The organism is Ectobacillus sp. OTK, assembly GCF_059698935.1.
This window is the reverse complement of record NZ_AP048547.1, coordinates 1230510-1248378: the sequence shown is the minus strand read 5'-3', so window position 1 is coordinate 1248378 and position 17869 is coordinate 1230510. Positions and strand designations below refer to the sequence as shown.

Genomic DNA, 17869 nt, shown 5'->3' with positions numbered 1-17869 from the left:
GAATAGGAGTGCTGCTGGTATTATGGGGAATACTGCCGGAATCCAAGAAAGCGTACAGCTGGATTGAATTATATTCGCTTGGTATCCTGCAAAACTTAGCAGATACCAAGCGAATAGAGAAGGAATTTTTGAAGTCCTCACTCATTCAATTGAACAGCCGAGTATTACCCTTTTACCGCTCCAGACGATAAGCCGCTAATGAAATACTTTTGCAGGAACAAGTATAAAACGATAATTGGCAGTGCTGCCAGAAGTGAACCTGCAGCCACCCAGCCAACATTGTTCGTATATTGAGAGAAGAACGCTGCTAAGGAAACTGTAACCGTCTTCGCTTCTGTGCTTTGCAGGAAAAAGACGGAGAATTGATAGTCATTCCAAACATTGACTCCTGTTAAAATCGTCACTGTTGCTGTAACGGGCTTTAAAAGCGGCATGATAATTCGGAAGAATAGCCCGAATCGGCTCATCCCATCCATCATCGCTGCTTCATCCAGCTCCTGTGGGATCGTGCTAATAAATCCAGTGAATAAGAAGATTGTCATTGGTAAATTGAAAGTTACATGGAGAAGAATAATCGACCAGTACGAGTTCATTCCCCCAATGTCAACGATAAACTTGTAAAGCGGTACTAATATAGTAAGAGGCGGTACAATAAGCGCTGAGATAAAGATTACATACATGGTTTTATTCAAACGGGTTTTGTATCTTGCTAATGGATAAGCCGCGAATGAACCTAGAATAATTACAAGGACTACAGAAACCACTGTAATAATTACATTATTGAAAAAAGCTGATTGCAGATTCGCTTGTTCCCAAACTTCTTTAAAATTGTCTAGATATAAGGAAGAAGGCAGAAGCCATTTTGAGCTTGTATCCCCCATTCCCTTAAGTGAAGTTGTAAGCAATAGATAAAAAGGAATGATATGAGCAATGCTGATCACAACCATGAGGGGCAGCATCCATCTTTTATTTTTCTTCATCACGCAATCTCCTTTTTTCTCAAATAGATTAACGCTGACATGCTAATGATGGAAATGAGTACAAACATGAGGTTTCCTAATGATGCAGCATAACCGGCATCCTGACTGGCAAAATAGATTTTATACATCATTGTCGATAATGATTGTGATGCATATCCAGGGCCTCCATTTGTTAACGCAACAATCACATCAAATAGCTTCAAACCGCCAATTAAGTTCAAAACTACGTTAATCGTAATAGAAGGCATTAATAACGGAAGTGTAACATTCCAGAACTGCCCAAACTTAGAAGCGCCATCTAATTCAGCTGCTTCATAATAATCGCTTGGAATCGATTGTAAACCAGCTAGATAAATAACCATCGCAATACCCATGTACTGGAATGTGTTTACAAATGTTAAAATCCAAACATTCAGCTTAGGATCTGCTAGTAAATTGAGAGGTTCGTCTTGGAACAATAGAACAATATCATTCAATGCTCCGCCTTTGAATTGGAAGAAAAAGTACCAAATGAATCCCATAATAAGAGGGCTGATAATAACCGGTAAATACACAATCGTCCGCACAAGTCCTCTGACTTTAATGCTTTGGTTTAATAAAAGCGCATACAATAAACCGAACACATTTTGGAACAATGTACTTCCGACTCCATAAATGAGTGTATTCTTAATAACTGTTAAAATATTAGGATCAGAAAACATTCTTTGATAGTTCTCCCATCCTACCCAACTGAAAGTTTGCGAATAACCGTCCCAGTTTGTAAAGGAAATTTTAAGTCCATTTATGAAAGGATAAAAGATGAAGACACAAAACAATAGCAAAGCTGGCAAATACATCAAATTTAACCAAAAAGGGGAGTTTCCCTTAAACATTTTGGAAAGCGAGCTTTTCCTCTTTGCCTTTGGCTGTATATAACGTTCTCTAACAGCAATTTTCTCCTCCACTTCTCTCACACTCCTATTTTTGATATGAGGGTTACCCCTCTAAGGCAACCCTCACAATTTTTTGCACTTTAAGAAAGTATAAATTTCCAGCTAGAAGCGGACTCGACGTAGTAGGAAATTTTAGGAACAAAGTGTAAGTGCAACTACGCCTCTGTCTTCGCCTAACGGCTCGCCAATCGGCGAGTTTTCTTTATATTGTACATCCCATCAGCAGAATGAAAACTTTCCTTTATTTTTGCTGCTGGCTGCGTAAACGCTCCACTTCTTTTTCCATTTTTTCAGAGAATTGCTTAGGAGTAATCGATCCTGCAAGCAGTTCTTGTCCTTGTGTGCAAAGAACATCCCACATGCCGTTTGGCAGATATACACGGTCAAAGTAAGGGAATACACGTGCGGAAGCGTACTCTTGATAATATTTCGTCAAGTCGCCTAAATCCTCATTAACACCCTTGATGCCCGCAGGTAAGCCTGTAGTTTCTGCCATTGTCTTTAAGTTTTCAGTCTTAGCAAAGTATGCTAATAGCTTTTTAGCTTCTTGGGCATGCTTGGAATCCTTCCATACAGCCATCGTATATCTTTCTCCGCCTGAGAACGCTGGTTCATCGCCTGCAACCATTGCTGGTACCGGCATATATCCAACTTTCACATTCGGATTCATTTCCTTAGCTTGTGCAACAGATTGAGGTCCATCAAATAGAAAAGCGACTTCTCCGTTAGCAAACATTTGAGGTATATCGCTTCGTTTTGCTGTAAGGACATCTTTGTTAATTAAACCTTTTTCATTCATTTCTTTAAGCTTCTCAGGAAGAACTGTCCACCCAGACCAATCAAACTTGCCATTTAATAGAGCATCCGCATAGTTCTTTTCCGGACTGATCAATAAAGGTGTCGCAAAGTAATCAAAGAATTGTCCAATTGTTGATGAATCGATTCCGGAGAAGAAAAACGGCGTAACTTTTCCGTTGCTTTCTTTTTTAATTTTCTCACCGGCCGTAATGAGTTCATCAAGCGTTTTAGGTACTGCTATTCCGTATTTCTCTAATACTTCTGCGTTATAAGTAATACCATCTTTCGCTTCATTTAACGGCAAGGCATAGACTTTTCCCTGCTCGTCAGTCAGAACCGGTTTCATCGAATCCGTTAATTGAGATGCCCATTCCTGATCCTTTAGATCAGCTAAATATTTACCATAACGAATTTGAGACCAGCCATGCGTGTCGAACACATCCGGTAAATCATTTGCTGCCATTTTAACCTTCATCATATTTTCATAATCCTGCCCTGGAAATTGAATCTCTACATCAATGCTTGGGTTTTCCTTTTCAAAGCTCTCTGTTATTTTTGTCATCGCATTTTTTGTTTCCTGCTCACTTGCTGAACTGAAAACTGTCAGCTTCACCTGATCGCCTTTCGCGTCGGTGGATGATTTTTCTCCACTTGAACAGCCAAAGAGTGTAACTGCAGATAACATTGTTACGAGAGTTGTAGCAACCTTCTTCTTCATATGAATCCCCCTTAATATGTTTAAGCTATAACGTCTGATTAGGAACGTTACACTGACTGTAACTTCTTTTTCCTTACATCCCCCTATGCTACCGTAAATGCTGCGTTCATTTCATCCGTTATCTCTTGCTTATCTGTATTCTATCACCTTTGAACACGTTTTCATGTGACATAAAACTACAATGAAAGCGCTCTTTTCTCCACTCCGCTTTTTCCTGCCTTTCTTCCGCTGCTCTTGCTATTCTTCCCAATATATGTTTATATGATGGAGAAATTGGATTTCATCTCAATAAAGAAAACTCGCTGATTGGCGAGCCGTTAGGCAAAGACAGAAGCGTAGTTGCACGTATACTTTATTCCTAAAATTTCTCACTACGTCGAATGATCTCCTAGCTAGAAATTTCTTTCTTAAGGTATAAAACTTTTACAAAGAATTGTTTGAACTAATGTTATTCTGCTAAACTTATAAAATAAATGAGTTTAATATGCTTTTTGCTCCCCCTGCAAAACACAATCTCGCTTAATGAAAACGTTTTGACAGTCTCACGCATTTAGATAACAACTGATACTAGGAAGGTGCAGCAACAACTATGAAACTCGCTTACTCGTTACGATTTAAGTTATCTACACTCTACTTAATCATTATTGTAATTCCTGTTCTTATCATTTCCATCATTATGCCTTATTACTACCAATATTTGATTTCAAAGGAAACACAACAGCTGACTGAAAGCACTTTGGCATCTTTAAGCAATAATATTAATACTTACCTGGATGACCTATCACGTATTACGATTATTCCTTACCTGAACGAAGATATTATGTTTGCATTGCGGCAGGTAGCCTCTAATCAGTATGAAACAGCGGAACCCTATACACAGCTCATGGTAAACCGTGCTCTCTATGAATATCTACCGAAATATTTTCAATTCACAAGAGAAGACATCCTTTCTATGATCATCACAACACGGGACGGTTCTTCCTTTGTCCATTCGCGAAATAGCGGAACTGAGGTTGCTGACTATCCCTTTACAGAGCAAGAGTGGTATAACCGAGCAAAAGCCAACAACGGCAAGGTGACATTCATTCCAACGCATGTCCAGGATTACATCACAAGCCCCTCGCAGCAGGCTCAGGTGTTTTCTGTAGCGCGGCTTATTAAGGATCCGGAAACACAGCGACCTTTAGCTGTAATGATGGCTGATGCTGATATGAGGGCCTTTGAAAAAATAATTAAAGGAATAGATTTAAACAATAAAAAATCGATTATAACGATTATGGATGACCGCGGGGATTTATTTTTTTCTAGTAAAAATCTATCAGAATCATTGCGCGAGCAAGTTCAAAACGAGCCAGAGGTTGTGAAAGATGGCCGTGACTCCTATGTTGTCGTTTCTAAGGTCATACAGCCTTCCCAATGGAAATTGGTTGTTTTGCTATCAAAGTCAGAAATTGCGGCTAAAGTTCATTGGATGTTCACCATCGGCATTTTATTTGCCGTAAGCGGAGTTTTCATTACGTTCCTTCTTTTCTTTGTGCTGTCGCGTTGGATTCTCCGTCCTTTTCAAGAAATGGTTCGAGTCATGAAACAAGTAGAACGCGGTCATTTTGATGTACGCCTGCAAACCCACGGACAAGATGAAATTGCCCTGCTTGGGAATGCATTCAATGCAATGATTTCAAAGGTGAACAACTTGATTGACAGAGAATATCGCGCAGTTCTCAATCAGCGAAATGCTGAATATCGTGCCTTGCAATCACAGGTTCAACCCCACTTTCTCTATAACACTTTAAATGGATTTATTGGGTTGAACCGGCTGGGAGATCGTAAAACATTAGAAAAAGCAATTTTATCATTAAGCTCCATGCTGCGATATACTTTAGACCAAGCTGATTGGTCAACTATCGCTGAAGAGTTCCAATTTCTAGAGAAGTATTGTCACCTTCAAGGAATGCGCTTCCAAGAGCGGATGGAAACTCATATCCATTTGGATAACACCGTTTCTAACTATAAAATACCGAAATTGCTTCTGCAGCCTCTTGTGGAGAATGCTATTATACATGGCTTGGAAGCATCAGAACACCCATGCTCCATCCATATCTCGGCTCGTCAGGAAGAACGAGAGGGTCAAACATTTTTATTCATTTCTATTGAAGACGATGGAACTGGGTTTGATATGACAAGCAGGAAAGAAAAAAGAAGCGTAGGTCTTGCTAACGTTCAAGTACGATTAAAGATGGCCTATCCCGGCTCCACCTTTACAATCCAGAGCCAAGTTGGACAAGGAACATCTGTTGTGATTCAAATTCCAGAAAAGGAAGTGACCATATGAGAATTGTAATTGCGGATGATGAAAGTCTAGTAAGAGCCAGCCTTCGAAGTATGCTAGAAGAACTAGAACTTCCCATATCCATCGTCGGGGAAGCAGCTAATGGTGAAGAAACCCTTGCATTAGTAAAAGAGTATGAACCCGATCTCGTGTTTATTGATATTCGAATGCCAAAGCTAAATGGTCTAGGAGCGATTGAGAGCGGAAAGAAGCTCTCTCCCCAAACGAGTTGGATTATTCTAACCGGTTTTTCCGAATTCAACTATGCGCGTGAAGCCATTCGCCTTGGAGCTGACAACTATTTACTGAAGCCTGTAAGTCCGGAAGAATTGGAGGAAGCCTTGCATGGATGGCTGAAAAAAAATGAAAAACACAAATTATTTCGTAATTCACAGTTTGAGAATCAAATGATAGCTCTTGCCCACGGGCTAAGCTCCATTGAAGATGTAACTAATCAAGATATACTTATAGACACTGCTTTTCTTTGTTCTACTTTCTTTATAGACAGTCATCTAGAGGAAAAACAAAAAGCAGACATACTCTTACAATTCTCCCTAGCTCTAAGACAGTGTGCTTACCGATATATCGGGGGAGACGCAAAAATAGCGATTTATACAAGGCCTACCGGAGAGCTATTTACCGTTGGTTGTTGGAAATATGGGAAACAAACAGCGGGAAAAACAAAAATTCAAGAGTATTTTGATGAAATCAATGGAATGGTCCGCAATTTCTCTAATGAAAATGCGGCCATCACAGCAATCCAAAGCGCTGACTGCTCCTCATTTGAAGATTTGCAGCAGCAAATAAACAGGATACTGGATTTATCTGCGCTTCGGACTGTTGGAGGAATCCATAAAAAGTGGGGTATTGAGCAGTTATCCACTTATCAGACGGACTCACACATGACTGAGCTGAGCCGCATTTTCATTCAACTGTCTGACTACTATAAAGCTGAAATCTACCTGAACTATATGAAGACAGTGACTGATTTCGAAAAAGAACTCCTAAATGCAAATCTGAGCAAACAGAGCAAACAGCAAATTTGCCTTTTTCTTTATTATGCCCTTGGCTGCTCACTCCAAGCAGAGGAAGATGTGAATACTTGGATTCAAAAGCTCCAAAATCACGGCAGTCAACTGCTTGCCCAAAACCAAAAGAATGAAAACCGTCAAACAGACCTTGTAGATCAAGCTATTGCATTTATTGATCAAAATTATATGAACAATATTGGTGTTGGTCAGATTGCAGAACAGCTGAATGTAACACCTAATTATTTAAGTACTCTTTTCCATAAAAAAACAGGTATTACATTTACAAAATACATTACAAAAACACGTATTCTAAAAGCGAAGGAATTATTGTTAAACGATACTATGCAGGTTCAGCAAGTTGCACAAGCAGTTGGATACTATAGTACCCGCCACTTTACGAAACTCTTTACAGAATTAGTCGGCTGCTACCCTTCTGAGTTTCGCAATCAATGTGAATGACCCCTCCTTAGCCTTGGGCTTTTCTCTTCACAGGCTTGAAGAAATTCTTTCGGAAATCTGTTAAATAAGAGGCTGTTTCGGGTTAAGGACAGATCTTTTATCCTACTGTACAGAAAAGAAGCTAATCTATATGGTTAGCTTCTTTTCACTTTGAAATGGACTTTTTCAGTGCCCTGCCATATAATAAGCCTTTTTTCGGGTAACCTAAAGCATGAATATAAAATGATGAGATGATGAGAGGAGCTATTCAATTGACAGATTTTACGACAAATGATTCAAGGGCAATAAAATCAAAGATACAATCTAAGGCGGCATGGAACGGAGAACATAGCACCGGAACGGGGCATATGCAGGAGAAACAGGATCACGATTTACATAAAGGTAATCCTGTTGTCGAAGCACAAAAGCAAATGTCTTCACAACAAACAGTAGGTCTTCCGCCACAAGAGTAAAGCTGCATACGCATGCTTTGTCAGTCTCTTTTTAATCAACATAAAAAGCCGCTTGCCAATCGACAAGCGGCTTTTTATGTTGATTAATTCACAAGCTTTTGAGCTTCACGCAATTGAAATGTTCTTACTGTACGAGGCAAGAAACGGCGAATTTCATCTTCGTTATAGCCGACCTGCAATCTCTTTTCATCAATAATAATCGGACGGCGCAAAATGCCTGGGTAATCACGAATAATTTTATATAAATCTTGAAGCGGTAATGATTCTACCTGAATGTTTAATTCCTGAAAAATCTTAGAGCGTGTAGAAATGATCTCATCTGTTCCACTCTCTGTCATACGAAGAATTTCTTTAATTTCTTCAATTGTAAGAGGCTCAGAAAAAATATTTCGCTCACGATACGGAATATGATTTTCCTCTAACCATAGCTTTGCCTTTCTGCAAGAAGTGCAGCTCGGCGAACTATACAATGTTACCATCATTTACTCACTCTCCCTAAAATGAGTACAGATTTTAAATATTTCACCTAAAATCAGTATACTGAACTGAGATTCGTTTTCAAATAACAATTACTTTAAATAAGTAATTCTAATACACATTATACAATATATATCCTTAGAAATATACATGAATTTCTCTAAAAAAACGAAAAAAAACTTATACAAAAACTATACAAATAAACAGAATTATAAGTTTTTTGTAATCAATTGTCACAATTAATCATGCAAGCTTTCTAGTCCATACTTCTGATGTGCTCTCCTTTTTTCTAAAGTGAAGACACAAACAAATAAAAAGAAAATCACAGCCATAACGGTCAAAATACATCCCTGTATTCCGTGAATGCCCCCTCCTTACCCTTGGGCTTCGCCCTTCACAGGATTGAAGAAGGGGAATTCTTTCAGAAATCTGTTAAAGTTCCCCTCAACACTTCTTTCCTTCTCTCCTCATTTCGACTACAATGAAAGAAAGGGATTACATTCAAGCAAAGGGGGAATGAGAATGATGGCATACTTCTTTGACTTAGCTATTGTAGCTGTCTTGATTATCGGCATTACAGCCACGATCGGTGTCATTGCAAACGGAATTGGCGAAAAGGTGTTCGGCGGCAAAAAACGCAGCGAGTTCGTCGACCAATCCGCAAAAACGCAGGCAGGCTGGAATGCTGTCGGCGGAAAAGGAATTTACCGAAAACGTACCTACTAAAATGTTGATAACCGCTGTAAAACCTTTCTGAATTATTGTAAAGCGGCTATGCGCTGTACAAAGCTTTCACACGATCTGCTGTTATCTCCCAAAAGGAAAAATTTAACTATTATTAAAATTCTATCCTTAACCAGCCAATACCTTTTTCTGTCTGTTTAAATCCCATGCAAAAGTACGGTAGTTTTTATTACATGGAAGGGAGACCTCCTTTTAGTATAGGTCCTCCCTTTTTTTCATCAGCTGCGTATCTCTTTATATTTCTTATACTCCTCTTCTGAGCAAAGCACCCAGTGGCCAGGGCGAACTTCTCTCATAATCGGCCGTTCATTTCCGTAATTATGCTGCGCAGGGTCATAGGTAACACGCTTACGATTGCGCTCATAGTCTGGGTCTGGAAGGGGAATAGCGGATAAAAGAGATTTTGTATAGGGGTGGATCGGACTTTCATACATCTCCTCACTCTCCGCAAGCTCTACAATTTTACCATGATACATGACCCCAATGCGATCGCTAATGTACTTCACCATAGACAAATCGTGAGCAATAAATAAATATGTTAACTCTTTTTCCTTTTGCAGCTTCTTCAATAGATTGACAACTTGAGCTTGAATGGAAACGTCAAGCGCTGAAATCGGTTCATCAGCAATAATAAATTCTGGTTCCACCGCCAAAGCACGCGCAATACCAATACGCTGTCTTTGTCCTCCTGAGAATTCGTGCGGATAGCGGTTTGCATGCTCACGGTTTAAGCCTACTGTTTCTAGAAGCTCATATACACGCTTTATGCGCTCTTCCTTCGATTTTGCAAGACCGTGAATATCAATACCCTCTGCGATAATATCGGCAACTGTCATACGCGGATTCAAGGATGCGTACGGATCTTGGAAAATCATCTGCATTTTGCGATTGAATTTCTTCAAATCTGCTCTTGATTTCTTGCCGTGCACATTCTCACCTTTAAATAAAACCTCACCTTCCGTTGCATCGTATAAACGGATGATTGTTCTTCCTGTAGTAGATTTACCAGAACCAGATTCTCCTACAAGACCAAATGTTTCGCCTTTATAAATATCAAACGTGACATCATCAATCGCTTTGATAACAGCGCCGCCCGTTTTAAAATATTGCTTCACGTTTTTTACTTCAATTAGCTTTTCACGCTTATCAGCCATTTCGTTCACCTGCTTTCATCTGGCGGATGCGGTTTTGCACAATCTCAGGAGCTTCTATTTTTGGAGCACTCGGATGCAGCAGCCATGTTGCTGCATAATGCGTATCGCTCACCTGAAACATCGGGGGCTCCATTTCGAAGTCAATTTTCAGTGCGTGCGGATTACGTGCCGCAAATGCATCGCCCTTTGGCGGCTTAATTAAGTCCGGGGGCGTTCCTGGAATGGCGTACAGCTCCTCATCAGTACCATCTAGACTTGGCATCGATGCAAGCAGCCCCCAAGTGTAAGGATGCTTTGGATTGTAGAAAATTTCATCAACTGTGCCAACCTCTACAATCTTTCCTGCGTACATAACAGCTACGCGATCTGCTACATTTGCTACAACACCAAGATCATGGGTAATAAAAATAATCCCGGCATCTGTTTTCTTTTGAATATCCTTCATGAGTTCTAAAATTTGAGCTTGAATCGTTACATCAAGCGCTGTGGTCGGTTCGTCCGCAATTAACAGCTTAGGATTGCACGCAAGCGCCATCGCAATAACAACACGCTGCCTCATCCCGCCAGAAAACTGATGCGGATACTGGTTCATACGTGCATCCGGATTTGGAATTCCTACAAGATCAAGCAGCTCCTTCGCCCTTGCACGAGCGCCCCGCTTGTTCATCTTTTGGTGCTTGATTAGGCCCTCCATAATTTGATTGCCAACTGTCATTGTCGGGTTTAAAGATGTCATCGGATCCTGGAAAATCATTGCAATCTCTTTTCCGCGAATTCCTTGCATTTCCTGCTCAGATAGCTTTGTTAGATCACGCCCTTCAAATAAAACCCCCCCTTTTTTAATGCGTCCCGGAGGATTCGGGATAAGGCCCATTAAAGCCTTGGAGGTAACAGATTTCCCGGAACCGGACTCTCCTACAATTGCTAAGGTTTCCCCCTTTCTCAATTCAAAATTAACTCCGCGAACCGCATGAACTTCACCTCCATGCGTATCAAAGGAGACATACAAATCTTTTACTTCAAGTAATTTTTGCATTATGTCTTCTCCTTTCTTTCCAGAAAAGCATGTATCAGTTTCGATTACATTTGACTCATGCAGCCTGCTCCCTTCCGTAAAATAACTCTCACCATAACAAAGAAAAAAACGCCTTTAGTGGTGAGGAACACACGGAAAGCTCCCTTCATTCGAACCGCGCGTTTTGTGCGCGGGTTGTTTGCCTGTCAGGGCAGAGCGGAGCACTTACGCTTTTCTTATTACTTACGCATTTTTGGATCTAGTGCTTCACGCAAGCCGTCTGCCAATAGGTTAAAGCTTAAGATGAGCAAGCTAATCACAGCTGCCGGAATAAACATCGTGTGTGGATATGTTTGGATTGACTTGTATCCATCACTTACAAGAGATCCCAAAGACGCAAGAGGCGGACGAATTCCAAGACCGATAAAGCTCAAAAATGCCTCTGTAAAGATTGCGCTCGGAATTGTAAACATAGCCATAACGATAATAGATCCCATTACATTGGGAATTAAGTGTCTAGCAATCAGCTTGCCGTTCGTTGCCCCTAATGTACGGGATGCAAGTACATATTCTTGATTCTTCAATTTGAGTACTTGTCCACGTACAATGCGAGACATGTTAATCCATCCCGTTACAACCATGGCAAGTGTCAGCGGAACAATCCCAGAGCCTAAAACAATCACGAACAAAATAACAATGATTAAATACGGAATCCCGTTTAATATTTCAACAAAGCGCTGCATGATATTATCAACTTTGCCGCCGTAGAAGCCGGAAATCCCGCCATATGTTACACCAATCACCATATCGATGACTGCTGCCAATAAACCAATGTAAATGGAAACACGCGTACCTTCCCATGTTCTCGTCCAAAGGTCGCGGCCAAGATCGTCTGTACCGAACCAGAAATCCTCTTTAATACCGCGCTTTTCATATTGATCTACACCATTAAAATCCTTACCGTCAAACCAAGGGATAAACTTTAATGCTTCGATTCTTGGAGGAAGCTTCGCGCGTCCTAAATCTTGATCCTTATAGGAATATTTGCTCATCGCAGGTCCGAATGCTGCAAAAAACACCACGATAGCAATCACCATCAATCCAAAAATGGCACCTCTATTTTTTACTAAGCGATGTCTCACATCCTGCCAAAACGTTAAGCTGGGACGGGCAATAATTTCATTATCGACCGCGCTTCTGTCCGCAGGCTGAAACAAATCTGGAGATAGGTTTTTTATATCCATCAGTTCTTCCCTCCCGCTAAACGGATACGCGGATCAATTATCCCATATAGTAGGTCCACGATAAAAATAACGAAAACAAACAATGCGCTATAGAAAATCGTTGTACCCATAATAACTGTATAATCATTTAACACAATCGAATTGACAAACTGCTCCCCTAGGCCGGGAACGGCAAAAATTTTCTCAATTACGAGCGTACCTGTCATTAAATTCACCGTCATTGGCCCTAAAATCGTAATAACCGGTATTAAGGCGTTACGAAGTGCATGCTTTACTACAATCGTAAATTGACTGACTCCCTTAGCCTTTGCGGTTAAAATATAATCTGAATTCATAACCTCCAGCAGCTCCGTGCGCGCAAAGCGAGCTATGTTCGCCGTTACAAACACGGAAAGGGCAATCGTCGGCAAAATTGTAAACTCAAAGCCCTTCCAAAACGCAACTGGAAGCCAGCCGAGTTTTACCCCAATATAATATTGCAGAAGTGCGGCGAATACGAACGAAGGAACAGAAATTCCCAATACTGAAATAACGGTTGCACTGTAATCCACCCACGTATTGCTGCGCAGCGCAGCCAAAATACCAAGCAGCAAACCCGCAAAAGTGCCAAGCACTAAAGCTTGCAAGCCTAGTTGTGCAGACGGAACAATGCGGGCACCGATTAAATCTGTTACCGGACGATTATCATATTTAAAAGATATCCCTAAATCACCTTGCACTAGGTTCGTCATGTAACGAATATATTGCACTGGCACAGGGTCATTCAGCCCATATTTTTCTAAGATAATTTCCTGCTGCTGCTTAGATAGCTTTTCCTGATTTTGAAGCGGAGAACCCGGCAGAAGCTTCATTAAGAAAAACGTAAATGTTGTAATTAAAAACAAAGTAATGAACATGTAAACGAAACGTTGAAACATATAACGTCCCATACTAGCACCTCCGTATCTTTGCAAAACCCTCTGCCATTTTGGCTTTGAAAATATAGAACCTTATTTCGTAGTAAAAGAAGAGTACGTGCCTCATCCTAGCAAAGCGGATACATTCCATTGTTGCCTTCGATTAGGAAGGAATATTAAAAAATGCTATTACTTTCCCTATAAGGCAGGAACAAATTCTGCCTCTTGCTATTCTCTAGTATTTCTATTTAAAAGAAAGAAATTGCGCTAAATACCTTTTATTTCAAAATAAAAGCGGAATCGCTTTGGCTTGCTAGCAAAGGGGGAGAGTACCTTGAACGCTGCAGCGCTTTTTGCCTTATTGGCTGGAGATCCTCCCCCTCAGCGAGCAGAACGTGTCCGCTAGAATACAGAAAAAATGGATAGAAATAGTCACCAACCCTTGTATATAAATTTCCATAATTTGTATAATATAATAGCATTAATATTTTTAAAACTCTCGGAGGGAACATTTTGAACCGAATGATAGCTTCCACAGGTATTATGATTGGGGCATCCATTGGTATTTCTGTTATAGCCGTCTTGCTTCAACATCCAGACTCCTTTCTATTGCCTTTTGTAAACACCCTGTTTTATATCGCGCTTCCCTGCACCGTCATCGGAGGATTTTTTTTCCTGCTTGAACGCGGCTTTTTTAATATTACAAGGTACGCGTTCCGCAAAATGTTTCGGATTACGAATGCAAAGCAAGTATCTCTTTTAGGGGAAGAACCGCCAATAGAGGATAGAGACCTTTTATACCGAACCTACTCGTTTCGTCTTACATATCCATTCCTTATTACAGGTGTGATTCTCGCGGTTTTATCTATAGGAATTAGCTTTGCTGTATTAGCATAGCTTGCATCGTATTGGAAATTTGCTATAATAGGTAGAGAATCTTATAGTCTTGCGATGAGAAAGAAGAGTACATATTGAGGTCATTTCAGAGAGCTTGTGGCTGGTGCGAGCAAGCAATGATACAGTATGGAATGGGCTTTTGAGCACCGAACCGAACTTAAAGTAGGCTTCGGCGTTTCGTCCGGCGTTACCGGATTTGAGTGGTTTTGCTTTTGCAAAATAATTAGGGTGGCACCACGGTCCATTCGTCCCTATGTTTGTTAGGGATGAATGGGCCTTTTTTGTTTCGTATTAAGAAACGCGGAATCGGCCAATGGAGCTAGACAGTGCTCTAAAAGTTATACTTTCTTATAGTTTAAACGAATTTAATTTACGTAGGGAGGAACTGCAAAATGTCAGTTATTTTTTCAGGTATTCAGCCAAGCGGCACGATTACAATCGGCAATTACTTAGGCGCTATGAAGCAATTTGTGGAGCTGCAAAACGAGCATGATTGTTATTTTTGTATTGTCAATCAACATGCGATTACAGTCCCGCAGGATCCGGTAGCACTGCGCAAAAATATTCGCAGCCTTGCCGCTTTATATTTAGCATGCGGAATCGATCCAGAGAAGTCCACATTATTTGTACAATCAGAAGTACCTGCTCACGGGCAGCTCGGATGGATTATGCAATGCATCGCTTACATTGGCGAATTAGAACGCATGACACAATTTAAGGATAAGTCCAAAGGCAAAGATGCGGTTGCGGCCGGCCTGCTTACCTATCCGCCATTAATGGCAGCTGATATTCTGTTATACAATACAGACATCGTACCTGTCGGCGATGATCAAAAGCAGCATATCGAGCTGACACGTGATTTAGCAGAGCGCTTTAACAACCGCTACCGTGAAGTATTTACCATCCCGGAAATTCGCATTCCAAAGGTCGGCGCACGGGTTATGTCTTTAACAGAACCAACAAAGAAAATGAGTAAATCTGATCCAAACCAAAAATCAATGGTAAGCCTTCTTGATGACCCAAAAGCTATCGAGAAAAAGATCAAAAGCGCTGTCACTGATTCTGATGGCATCGTGAAATACGATAAAGAACAAAAACCAGGCATCTCCAACCTGCTTACCATTTACTCCTCATTCTCTGGCAAAACAATTGAAGAGCTGGAAGCGCAATATGCAGGAAAAGGCTACGGCGATTTCAAAGGTGACTTAGCGCAGGTTGTTGTGGATGCACTTAAGCCAATTCAAGAGCGCTATAATGAGCTGATTAGTTCTCCTGAACTTGATGAGATTTTAGATAAAGGCGCTGAAAAGGCAAACAAGGTTGCAATGAAGCAGCTTCGAAAAGTGGAAAACGCGATGGGCTTAAGCCGTAAAAGACGATAATAGAAAAGGGTGTATCTATTAAAGAAAACTCGCCGACTGGCGAGCCGTTAGGCGAAAACAGAGGCCGTAACTGCACTTTATTCTTAATAATTTCCTACTACGTCGAATTCACTTCTAGCTGGAAATTTATATTTTCTTAAACGTAGAAGCAAAAATCCGCCGTGATGGCGGATTTTTCTTATTTTTTCTTCTTTTTCAGCTTTTGCATCGATTTAATCAAAGCATCGCGCTCACCTGCGTCGGATAGCTCCTCGGCAAATTCTTGGTCCTCACGCCGCTTTGCCGCAAACTTTATTTGGCCAGCGGACGCATTATTATTTGGCGCGGCTTGCTCATTCCAATCTCCCATGTTATCTCACCTCTTTCCCTTTTCTTAGTATGGGAAAGCAGAGTAAAACCATTCCTTTTCGAACATAAAAATCCCCCGAAACAAAGATGCTATGTTTCGGAGGATTTGTCGTTTCTGCTTTCTAATTGACTTTTGGTTCTTTTTCCATTTCCCATAACTTTTCGAAAAATGGTTGTCCTTTTACAAGGCGTTCGCAAAGCTGTTCATGCTTTTCATTCCAGCCATGCTGCGCTTCTTCAAACAGGCGCTCCCATACTTCTTCAAAGGACATATGTTGTACATCTTGATACGCTGTTGGCTCCCATTCTGTATACCAGTAACGAATTTCTGCTGGATTTCTCGTTGCATATAGCTGATCTAATGCCATAAATAACAATTGCTTTAATTGTCTCTCTTTTCGAGTCAGTCCGCTCATCATATAAGGCGATGGAGACAAAATATGGTGCTCCTTCTTTACAGCTGCTGGATTGAAGGAGTATGATTCCGTTTGTGCATTCCCAATCATGTCATATACCATTTGTTCTTGTCGAGGAATAAGCCTGCTTTTGCGGATTGGTATATTATAACCGATTGTATCTACCGCGAGAATGCAGTTGCCGTCAGAAACAACGAAACAATAGTCTAGCTGCGTGCGCTCGTGATTTTTTCGAATATAAGCTTTCTGATGTACGTCTTCTAACAGTTTGGACGGAAGCTCGAGCAGTTCATTTTCGATGTACTGATACAAGGCGGAATCTACCTTCAATAAAGGAACCTGATCCAACAATTCGATCGTGTCGTCTTTACGCCACTCATAGAAAGGACAAACGTTATAGCCGTTTTCTTCACCCTCAAACCAATTTACCCATACATCATGCAGATATAACATTTCTTACCCCTCACTTCACAACTGTTTGTAGCTACCATTATGGTCATGAGAACAAGAATTTATTCCAATTCAGGAAACATATTCAATACCTAATTTATAAATTCTGCATTTCTTTTCTGTTTCATTCTAAGCTTGCTTCTTTTCGTCACCTATCTTATGACAAAAAATTTCCAAATATTACAAAGAAGGCAAGCGCGGCCTGCTTTCCTCACGCAGTAAAACCCCTGCACATAAAACGCCTCTGTGCTCCAGAGACGTTTATGCCGAAAAAGAACGGGCTGCTTGCACAATTTCCTTCGCATCCATCGCCAGCAGCTGCTGTGTTGTTAATTTGGTATATGATATACAATCTTGTACAAGATGGAAGCCGACCGCATAGCCAAGCATATCTGGATATACCCATAACCCATTCAACAGTTCTTCATGCTCAGCAGTTCCTCTATAGACATCCATTCTGTCTTTTATATATTTATGCCAAAGCTGCACCGCTTCCCGCTTTGTATAATATTGTGTCCACGGCGCATGATAGTCTTTCGAATAGCGCTCCCCAACAGCAGCTTCTGCTAAGCCTTCTAGTATCATCGTATCTAAAAGCGTGTAATTCTCTTCTTTTTTTTGGACGGTATGCAATCGGCATATATGATGATACTCGTGTGTCAATACTGCCTTCAGTTCATTTATCGTATTGCGCGGTGACACAAATAGAAATAAACATTTCCGAAAAGCAAGACCGCTTTTGCCGTCGTACTCTCGCTGGATACGCCTGTTATACACATCAGATGGAAAAATAAAGATAGGAATATCTGGGCCGCCTAGCCAATGGCGCAGTTGCTGAAGCTCTTTATCGATCTCCCCCCACACATTGTGCTGCTGAAGTTTTTCAACATCCTCTTTACCGCCGCGTATAGGACGATACATCCCGCGAGAAACAAGATAGCGATACATATAGCGCGGCGGCAACGATATATACTCCTTTAGCTTTTTACAAATTTCTTCCGGATCGTCATAATGCGCAAGCAGCCACGTGTCTGTCGCAATAACTCCCATAACCACGCCTCCTTTTTCATCTATACTATGAAAAGGCATAAGAGGTGTTTCTTTATCCTTTAAGAGTTTATAAAATTCCAGCTAGAAGGCCCATTCG

Annotated in this window: 17 protein-coding genes and 1 other annotated feature; of the genes, 6 read left to right on the top strand and 11 right to left on the bottom strand. The window is 40.8% G+C overall.

Annotated features, from left to right (window positions below):
- Positions 1-164: 164 nt before the first annotated feature.
- The 3 genes from AC6HZ4_RS06140 to AC6HZ4_RS06130 form a co-directional block, all read right to left on the bottom strand.
- Positions 165-980: a carbohydrate ABC transporter permease gene (locus AC6HZ4_RS06140; protein WP_497494101.1), complete on the bottom strand. Its 816-nt coding sequence runs from the start codon at positions 978-980 to the stop codon at positions 165-167.
- Positions 980-1852 carry a carbohydrate ABC transporter permease gene (locus tag AC6HZ4_RS06135; protein WP_497495614.1) on the bottom strand — a complete coding sequence of 291 codons (873 nt, stop codon included), beginning with the start codon at positions 1850-1852 and terminating at the stop codon, positions 980-982. Before AC6HZ4_RS06135 ends, AC6HZ4_RS06140 begins: the two co-directional genes overlap by 1 nt.
- 301 nt (positions 1853-2153) lie before the next feature.
- Positions 2154-3428: an ABC transporter substrate-binding protein gene (locus tag AC6HZ4_RS06130; RefSeq protein ID WP_497494100.1), complete on the bottom strand. Its 1275-nt coding sequence runs from the start codon at positions 3426-3428 to the stop codon at positions 2154-2156.
- Between the two features lie 589 nt (positions 3429-4017).
- Here AC6HZ4_RS06130 and AC6HZ4_RS06125 point away from each other — a divergent pair.
- The 3 genes from AC6HZ4_RS06125 to AC6HZ4_RS06115 all read left to right on the top strand — a co-directional run bounded on the left by AC6HZ4_RS06125 (position 4018) and on the right by AC6HZ4_RS06115 (position 7699).
- Positions 4018-5760, top strand: coding sequence for a cache domain-containing sensor histidine kinase (locus tag AC6HZ4_RS06125; protein ID WP_497494098.1), 1743 nt, complete (start codon positions 4018-4020; stop codon positions 5758-5760).
- A complete protein-coding gene (locus AC6HZ4_RS06120; RefSeq protein WP_497494097.1) occupies positions 5757-7247 on the top strand; it encodes a response regulator transcription factor in 1491 nt (496 codons plus the stop codon). The genes AC6HZ4_RS06125 and AC6HZ4_RS06120 overlap by 4 nt, the downstream gene beginning before the upstream one ends.
- A 251-nt stretch (positions 7248-7498) precedes the next feature.
- On the top strand, positions 7499-7699 hold the full coding sequence (locus AC6HZ4_RS06115) for a hypothetical protein (protein WP_497494096.1): 201 nt from the start codon (positions 7499-7501) through the stop codon (positions 7697-7699).
- Positions 7700-7782: 83 nt separating this feature from the next.
- Here the strand turns inward: AC6HZ4_RS06115 and spxA are convergent, their stop codons facing one another.
- On the bottom strand, positions 7783-8178 hold the full coding sequence (gene spxA, locus AC6HZ4_RS06110; protein ID WP_129729102.1) for a transcriptional regulator SpxA: 396 nt from the start codon (positions 8176-8178) through the stop codon (positions 7783-7785).
- 520 nt (positions 8179-8698) lie between these two features.
- Between spxA and AC6HZ4_RS06105 the strand changes: the two genes are divergently transcribed.
- Complete coding sequence (locus AC6HZ4_RS06105) at positions 8699-8902, top strand: hypothetical protein (RefSeq protein ID WP_497494095.1); 204 nt, start codon at positions 8699-8701, stop codon at positions 8900-8902.
- Positions 8903-9138: 236 nt separating this feature from the next.
- On the opposite strand, the gene AC6HZ4_RS06100 is transcribed toward AC6HZ4_RS06105, so the two are convergent.
- The 4 genes from AC6HZ4_RS06100 to opp3b form a co-directional block, all read right to left on the bottom strand.
- Positions 9139-10074 (bottom strand): ABC transporter ATP-binding protein, encoded by a 936-nt coding sequence (locus AC6HZ4_RS06100; RefSeq protein ID WP_497494094.1) that lies wholly within the window; start codon positions 10072-10074, stop codon positions 9139-9141.
- A complete protein-coding gene (locus AC6HZ4_RS06095) occupies positions 10067-11110 on the bottom strand; it encodes an ABC transporter ATP-binding protein (RefSeq protein ID WP_497494093.1) in 1044 nt (347 codons plus the stop codon). The genes AC6HZ4_RS06100 and AC6HZ4_RS06095 overlap by 8 nt, the downstream gene beginning before the upstream one ends.
- A 218-nt stretch (positions 11111-11328) precedes the next feature.
- Entirely contained in the window at positions 11329-12333 is a 1005-nt protein-coding gene (opp3C, locus tag AC6HZ4_RS06090) for an oligopeptide ABC transporter permease (RefSeq protein WP_497494092.1), read from the bottom strand.
- A complete protein-coding gene (gene opp3b, locus AC6HZ4_RS06085; RefSeq protein WP_497494091.1) occupies positions 12333-13262 on the bottom strand; it encodes an oligopeptide ABC transporter permease in 930 nt (309 codons plus the stop codon). The genes opp3C and opp3b overlap by 1 nt, the downstream gene beginning before the upstream one ends.
- 489 nt (positions 13263-13751) lie before the next feature.
- Here opp3b and AC6HZ4_RS06080 point away from each other — a divergent pair, with 489 nt between their 5' ends.
- The gene (locus AC6HZ4_RS06080) at positions 13752-14126 is read left to right on the top strand and encodes a DUF3899 domain-containing protein (RefSeq protein WP_497495613.1); all 375 of its coding nucleotides are present in this window, start codon (positions 13752-13754) and stop codon (positions 14124-14126) included.
- A gap of 45 nt (positions 14127-14171) precedes the next feature.
- Positions 14172-14382 (top strand) — a binding site (T-box leader).
- Between the two features lie 136 nt (positions 14383-14518).
- Positions 14519-15508 (top strand): tryptophan--tRNA ligase, encoded by a 990-nt coding sequence (trpS, locus tag AC6HZ4_RS06075; protein WP_497494090.1) that lies wholly within the window; start codon positions 14519-14521, stop codon positions 15506-15508.
- 178 nt (positions 15509-15686) lie between these two features.
- Here the strand turns inward: trpS and AC6HZ4_RS06070 are convergent, their stop codons facing one another.
- The 3 genes from AC6HZ4_RS06070 to AC6HZ4_RS06060 form a co-directional block, all read right to left on the bottom strand.
- A complete protein-coding gene (locus AC6HZ4_RS06070) occupies positions 15687-15857 on the bottom strand; it encodes a hypothetical protein (protein ID WP_497494089.1) in 171 nt (56 codons plus the stop codon).
- A gap of 121 nt (positions 15858-15978) precedes the next feature.
- Positions 15979-16725 carry a YjbA family protein gene (locus AC6HZ4_RS06065; RefSeq protein WP_497494088.1) on the bottom strand — a complete coding sequence of 249 codons (747 nt, stop codon included), beginning with the start codon at positions 16723-16725 and terminating at the stop codon, positions 15979-15981.
- A gap of 258 nt (positions 16726-16983) precedes the next feature.
- Complete coding sequence (locus tag AC6HZ4_RS06060; protein WP_497494086.1) at positions 16984-17772, bottom strand: DUF2268 domain-containing putative Zn-dependent protease; 789 nt, start codon at positions 17770-17772, stop codon at positions 16984-16986.
- Between the last annotated feature and the right edge of the window lie 97 nt (positions 17773-17869).

Coding starts and splice junctions, on each gene's coding strand:
- AC6HZ4_RS06140 (WP_497494101.1), bottom strand. CDS start 980: ATGAAGAAAAATAAAAGATGGATGCTGCCCCTCATGGTTGTGATCAGC.
- AC6HZ4_RS06135 (WP_497495614.1), bottom strand. CDS start 1,852: ATGTTTAAGGGAAACTCCCCTTTTTGGTTAAATTTGATGTATTTGCCA.
- AC6HZ4_RS06130 (WP_497494100.1), bottom strand. CDS start 3,428: ATGAAGAAGAAGGTTGCTACAACTCTCGTAACAATGTTATCTGCAGTT.
- AC6HZ4_RS06125 (WP_497494098.1), top strand. CDS start 4,018: ATGAAACTCGCTTACTCGTTACGATTTAAGTTATCTACACTCTACTTA.
- AC6HZ4_RS06120 (WP_497494097.1), top strand. CDS start 5,757: ATGAGAATTGTAATTGCGGATGATGAAAGTCTAGTAAGAGCCAGCCTT.
- spxA (WP_129729102.1), bottom strand. CDS start 8,178: ATGGTAACATTGTATAGTTCGCCGAGCTGCACTTCTTGCAGAAAGGCA.
- AC6HZ4_RS06105 (WP_497494095.1), top strand. CDS start 8,699: ATGATGGCATACTTCTTTGACTTAGCTATTGTAGCTGTCTTGATTATC.
- AC6HZ4_RS06100 (WP_497494094.1), bottom strand. CDS start 10,074: ATGGCTGATAAGCGTGAAAAGCTAATTGAAGTAAAAAACGTGAAGCAA.
- AC6HZ4_RS06095 (WP_497494093.1), bottom strand. CDS start 11,110: ATGCAAAAATTACTTGAAGTAAAAGATTTGTATGTCTCCTTTGATACG.
- opp3C (WP_497494092.1), bottom strand. CDS start 12,333: ATGGATATAAAAAACCTATCTCCAGATTTGTTTCAGCCTGCGGACAGA.
- opp3b (WP_497494091.1), bottom strand. CDS start 13,262: ATGGGACGTTATATGTTTCAACGTTTCGTTTACATGTTCATTACTTTG.
- AC6HZ4_RS06080 (WP_497495613.1), top strand. CDS start 13,752: ATGATAGCTTCCACAGGTATTATGATTGGGGCATCCATTGGTATTTCT.
- trpS (WP_497494090.1), top strand. CDS start 14,519: ATGTCAGTTATTTTTTCAGGTATTCAGCCAAGCGGCACGATTACAATC.
- AC6HZ4_RS06070 (WP_497494089.1), bottom strand. CDS start 15,857: ATGGGAGATTGGAATGAGCAAGCCGCGCCAAATAATAATGCGTCCGCT.
- AC6HZ4_RS06065 (WP_497494088.1), bottom strand. CDS start 16,725: ATGTTATATCTGCATGATGTATGGGTAAATTGGTTTGAGGGTGAAGAA.
- AC6HZ4_RS06060 (WP_497494086.1), bottom strand. CDS start 17,772: ATGGGAGTTATTGCGACAGACACGTGGCTGCTTGCGCATTATGACGAT.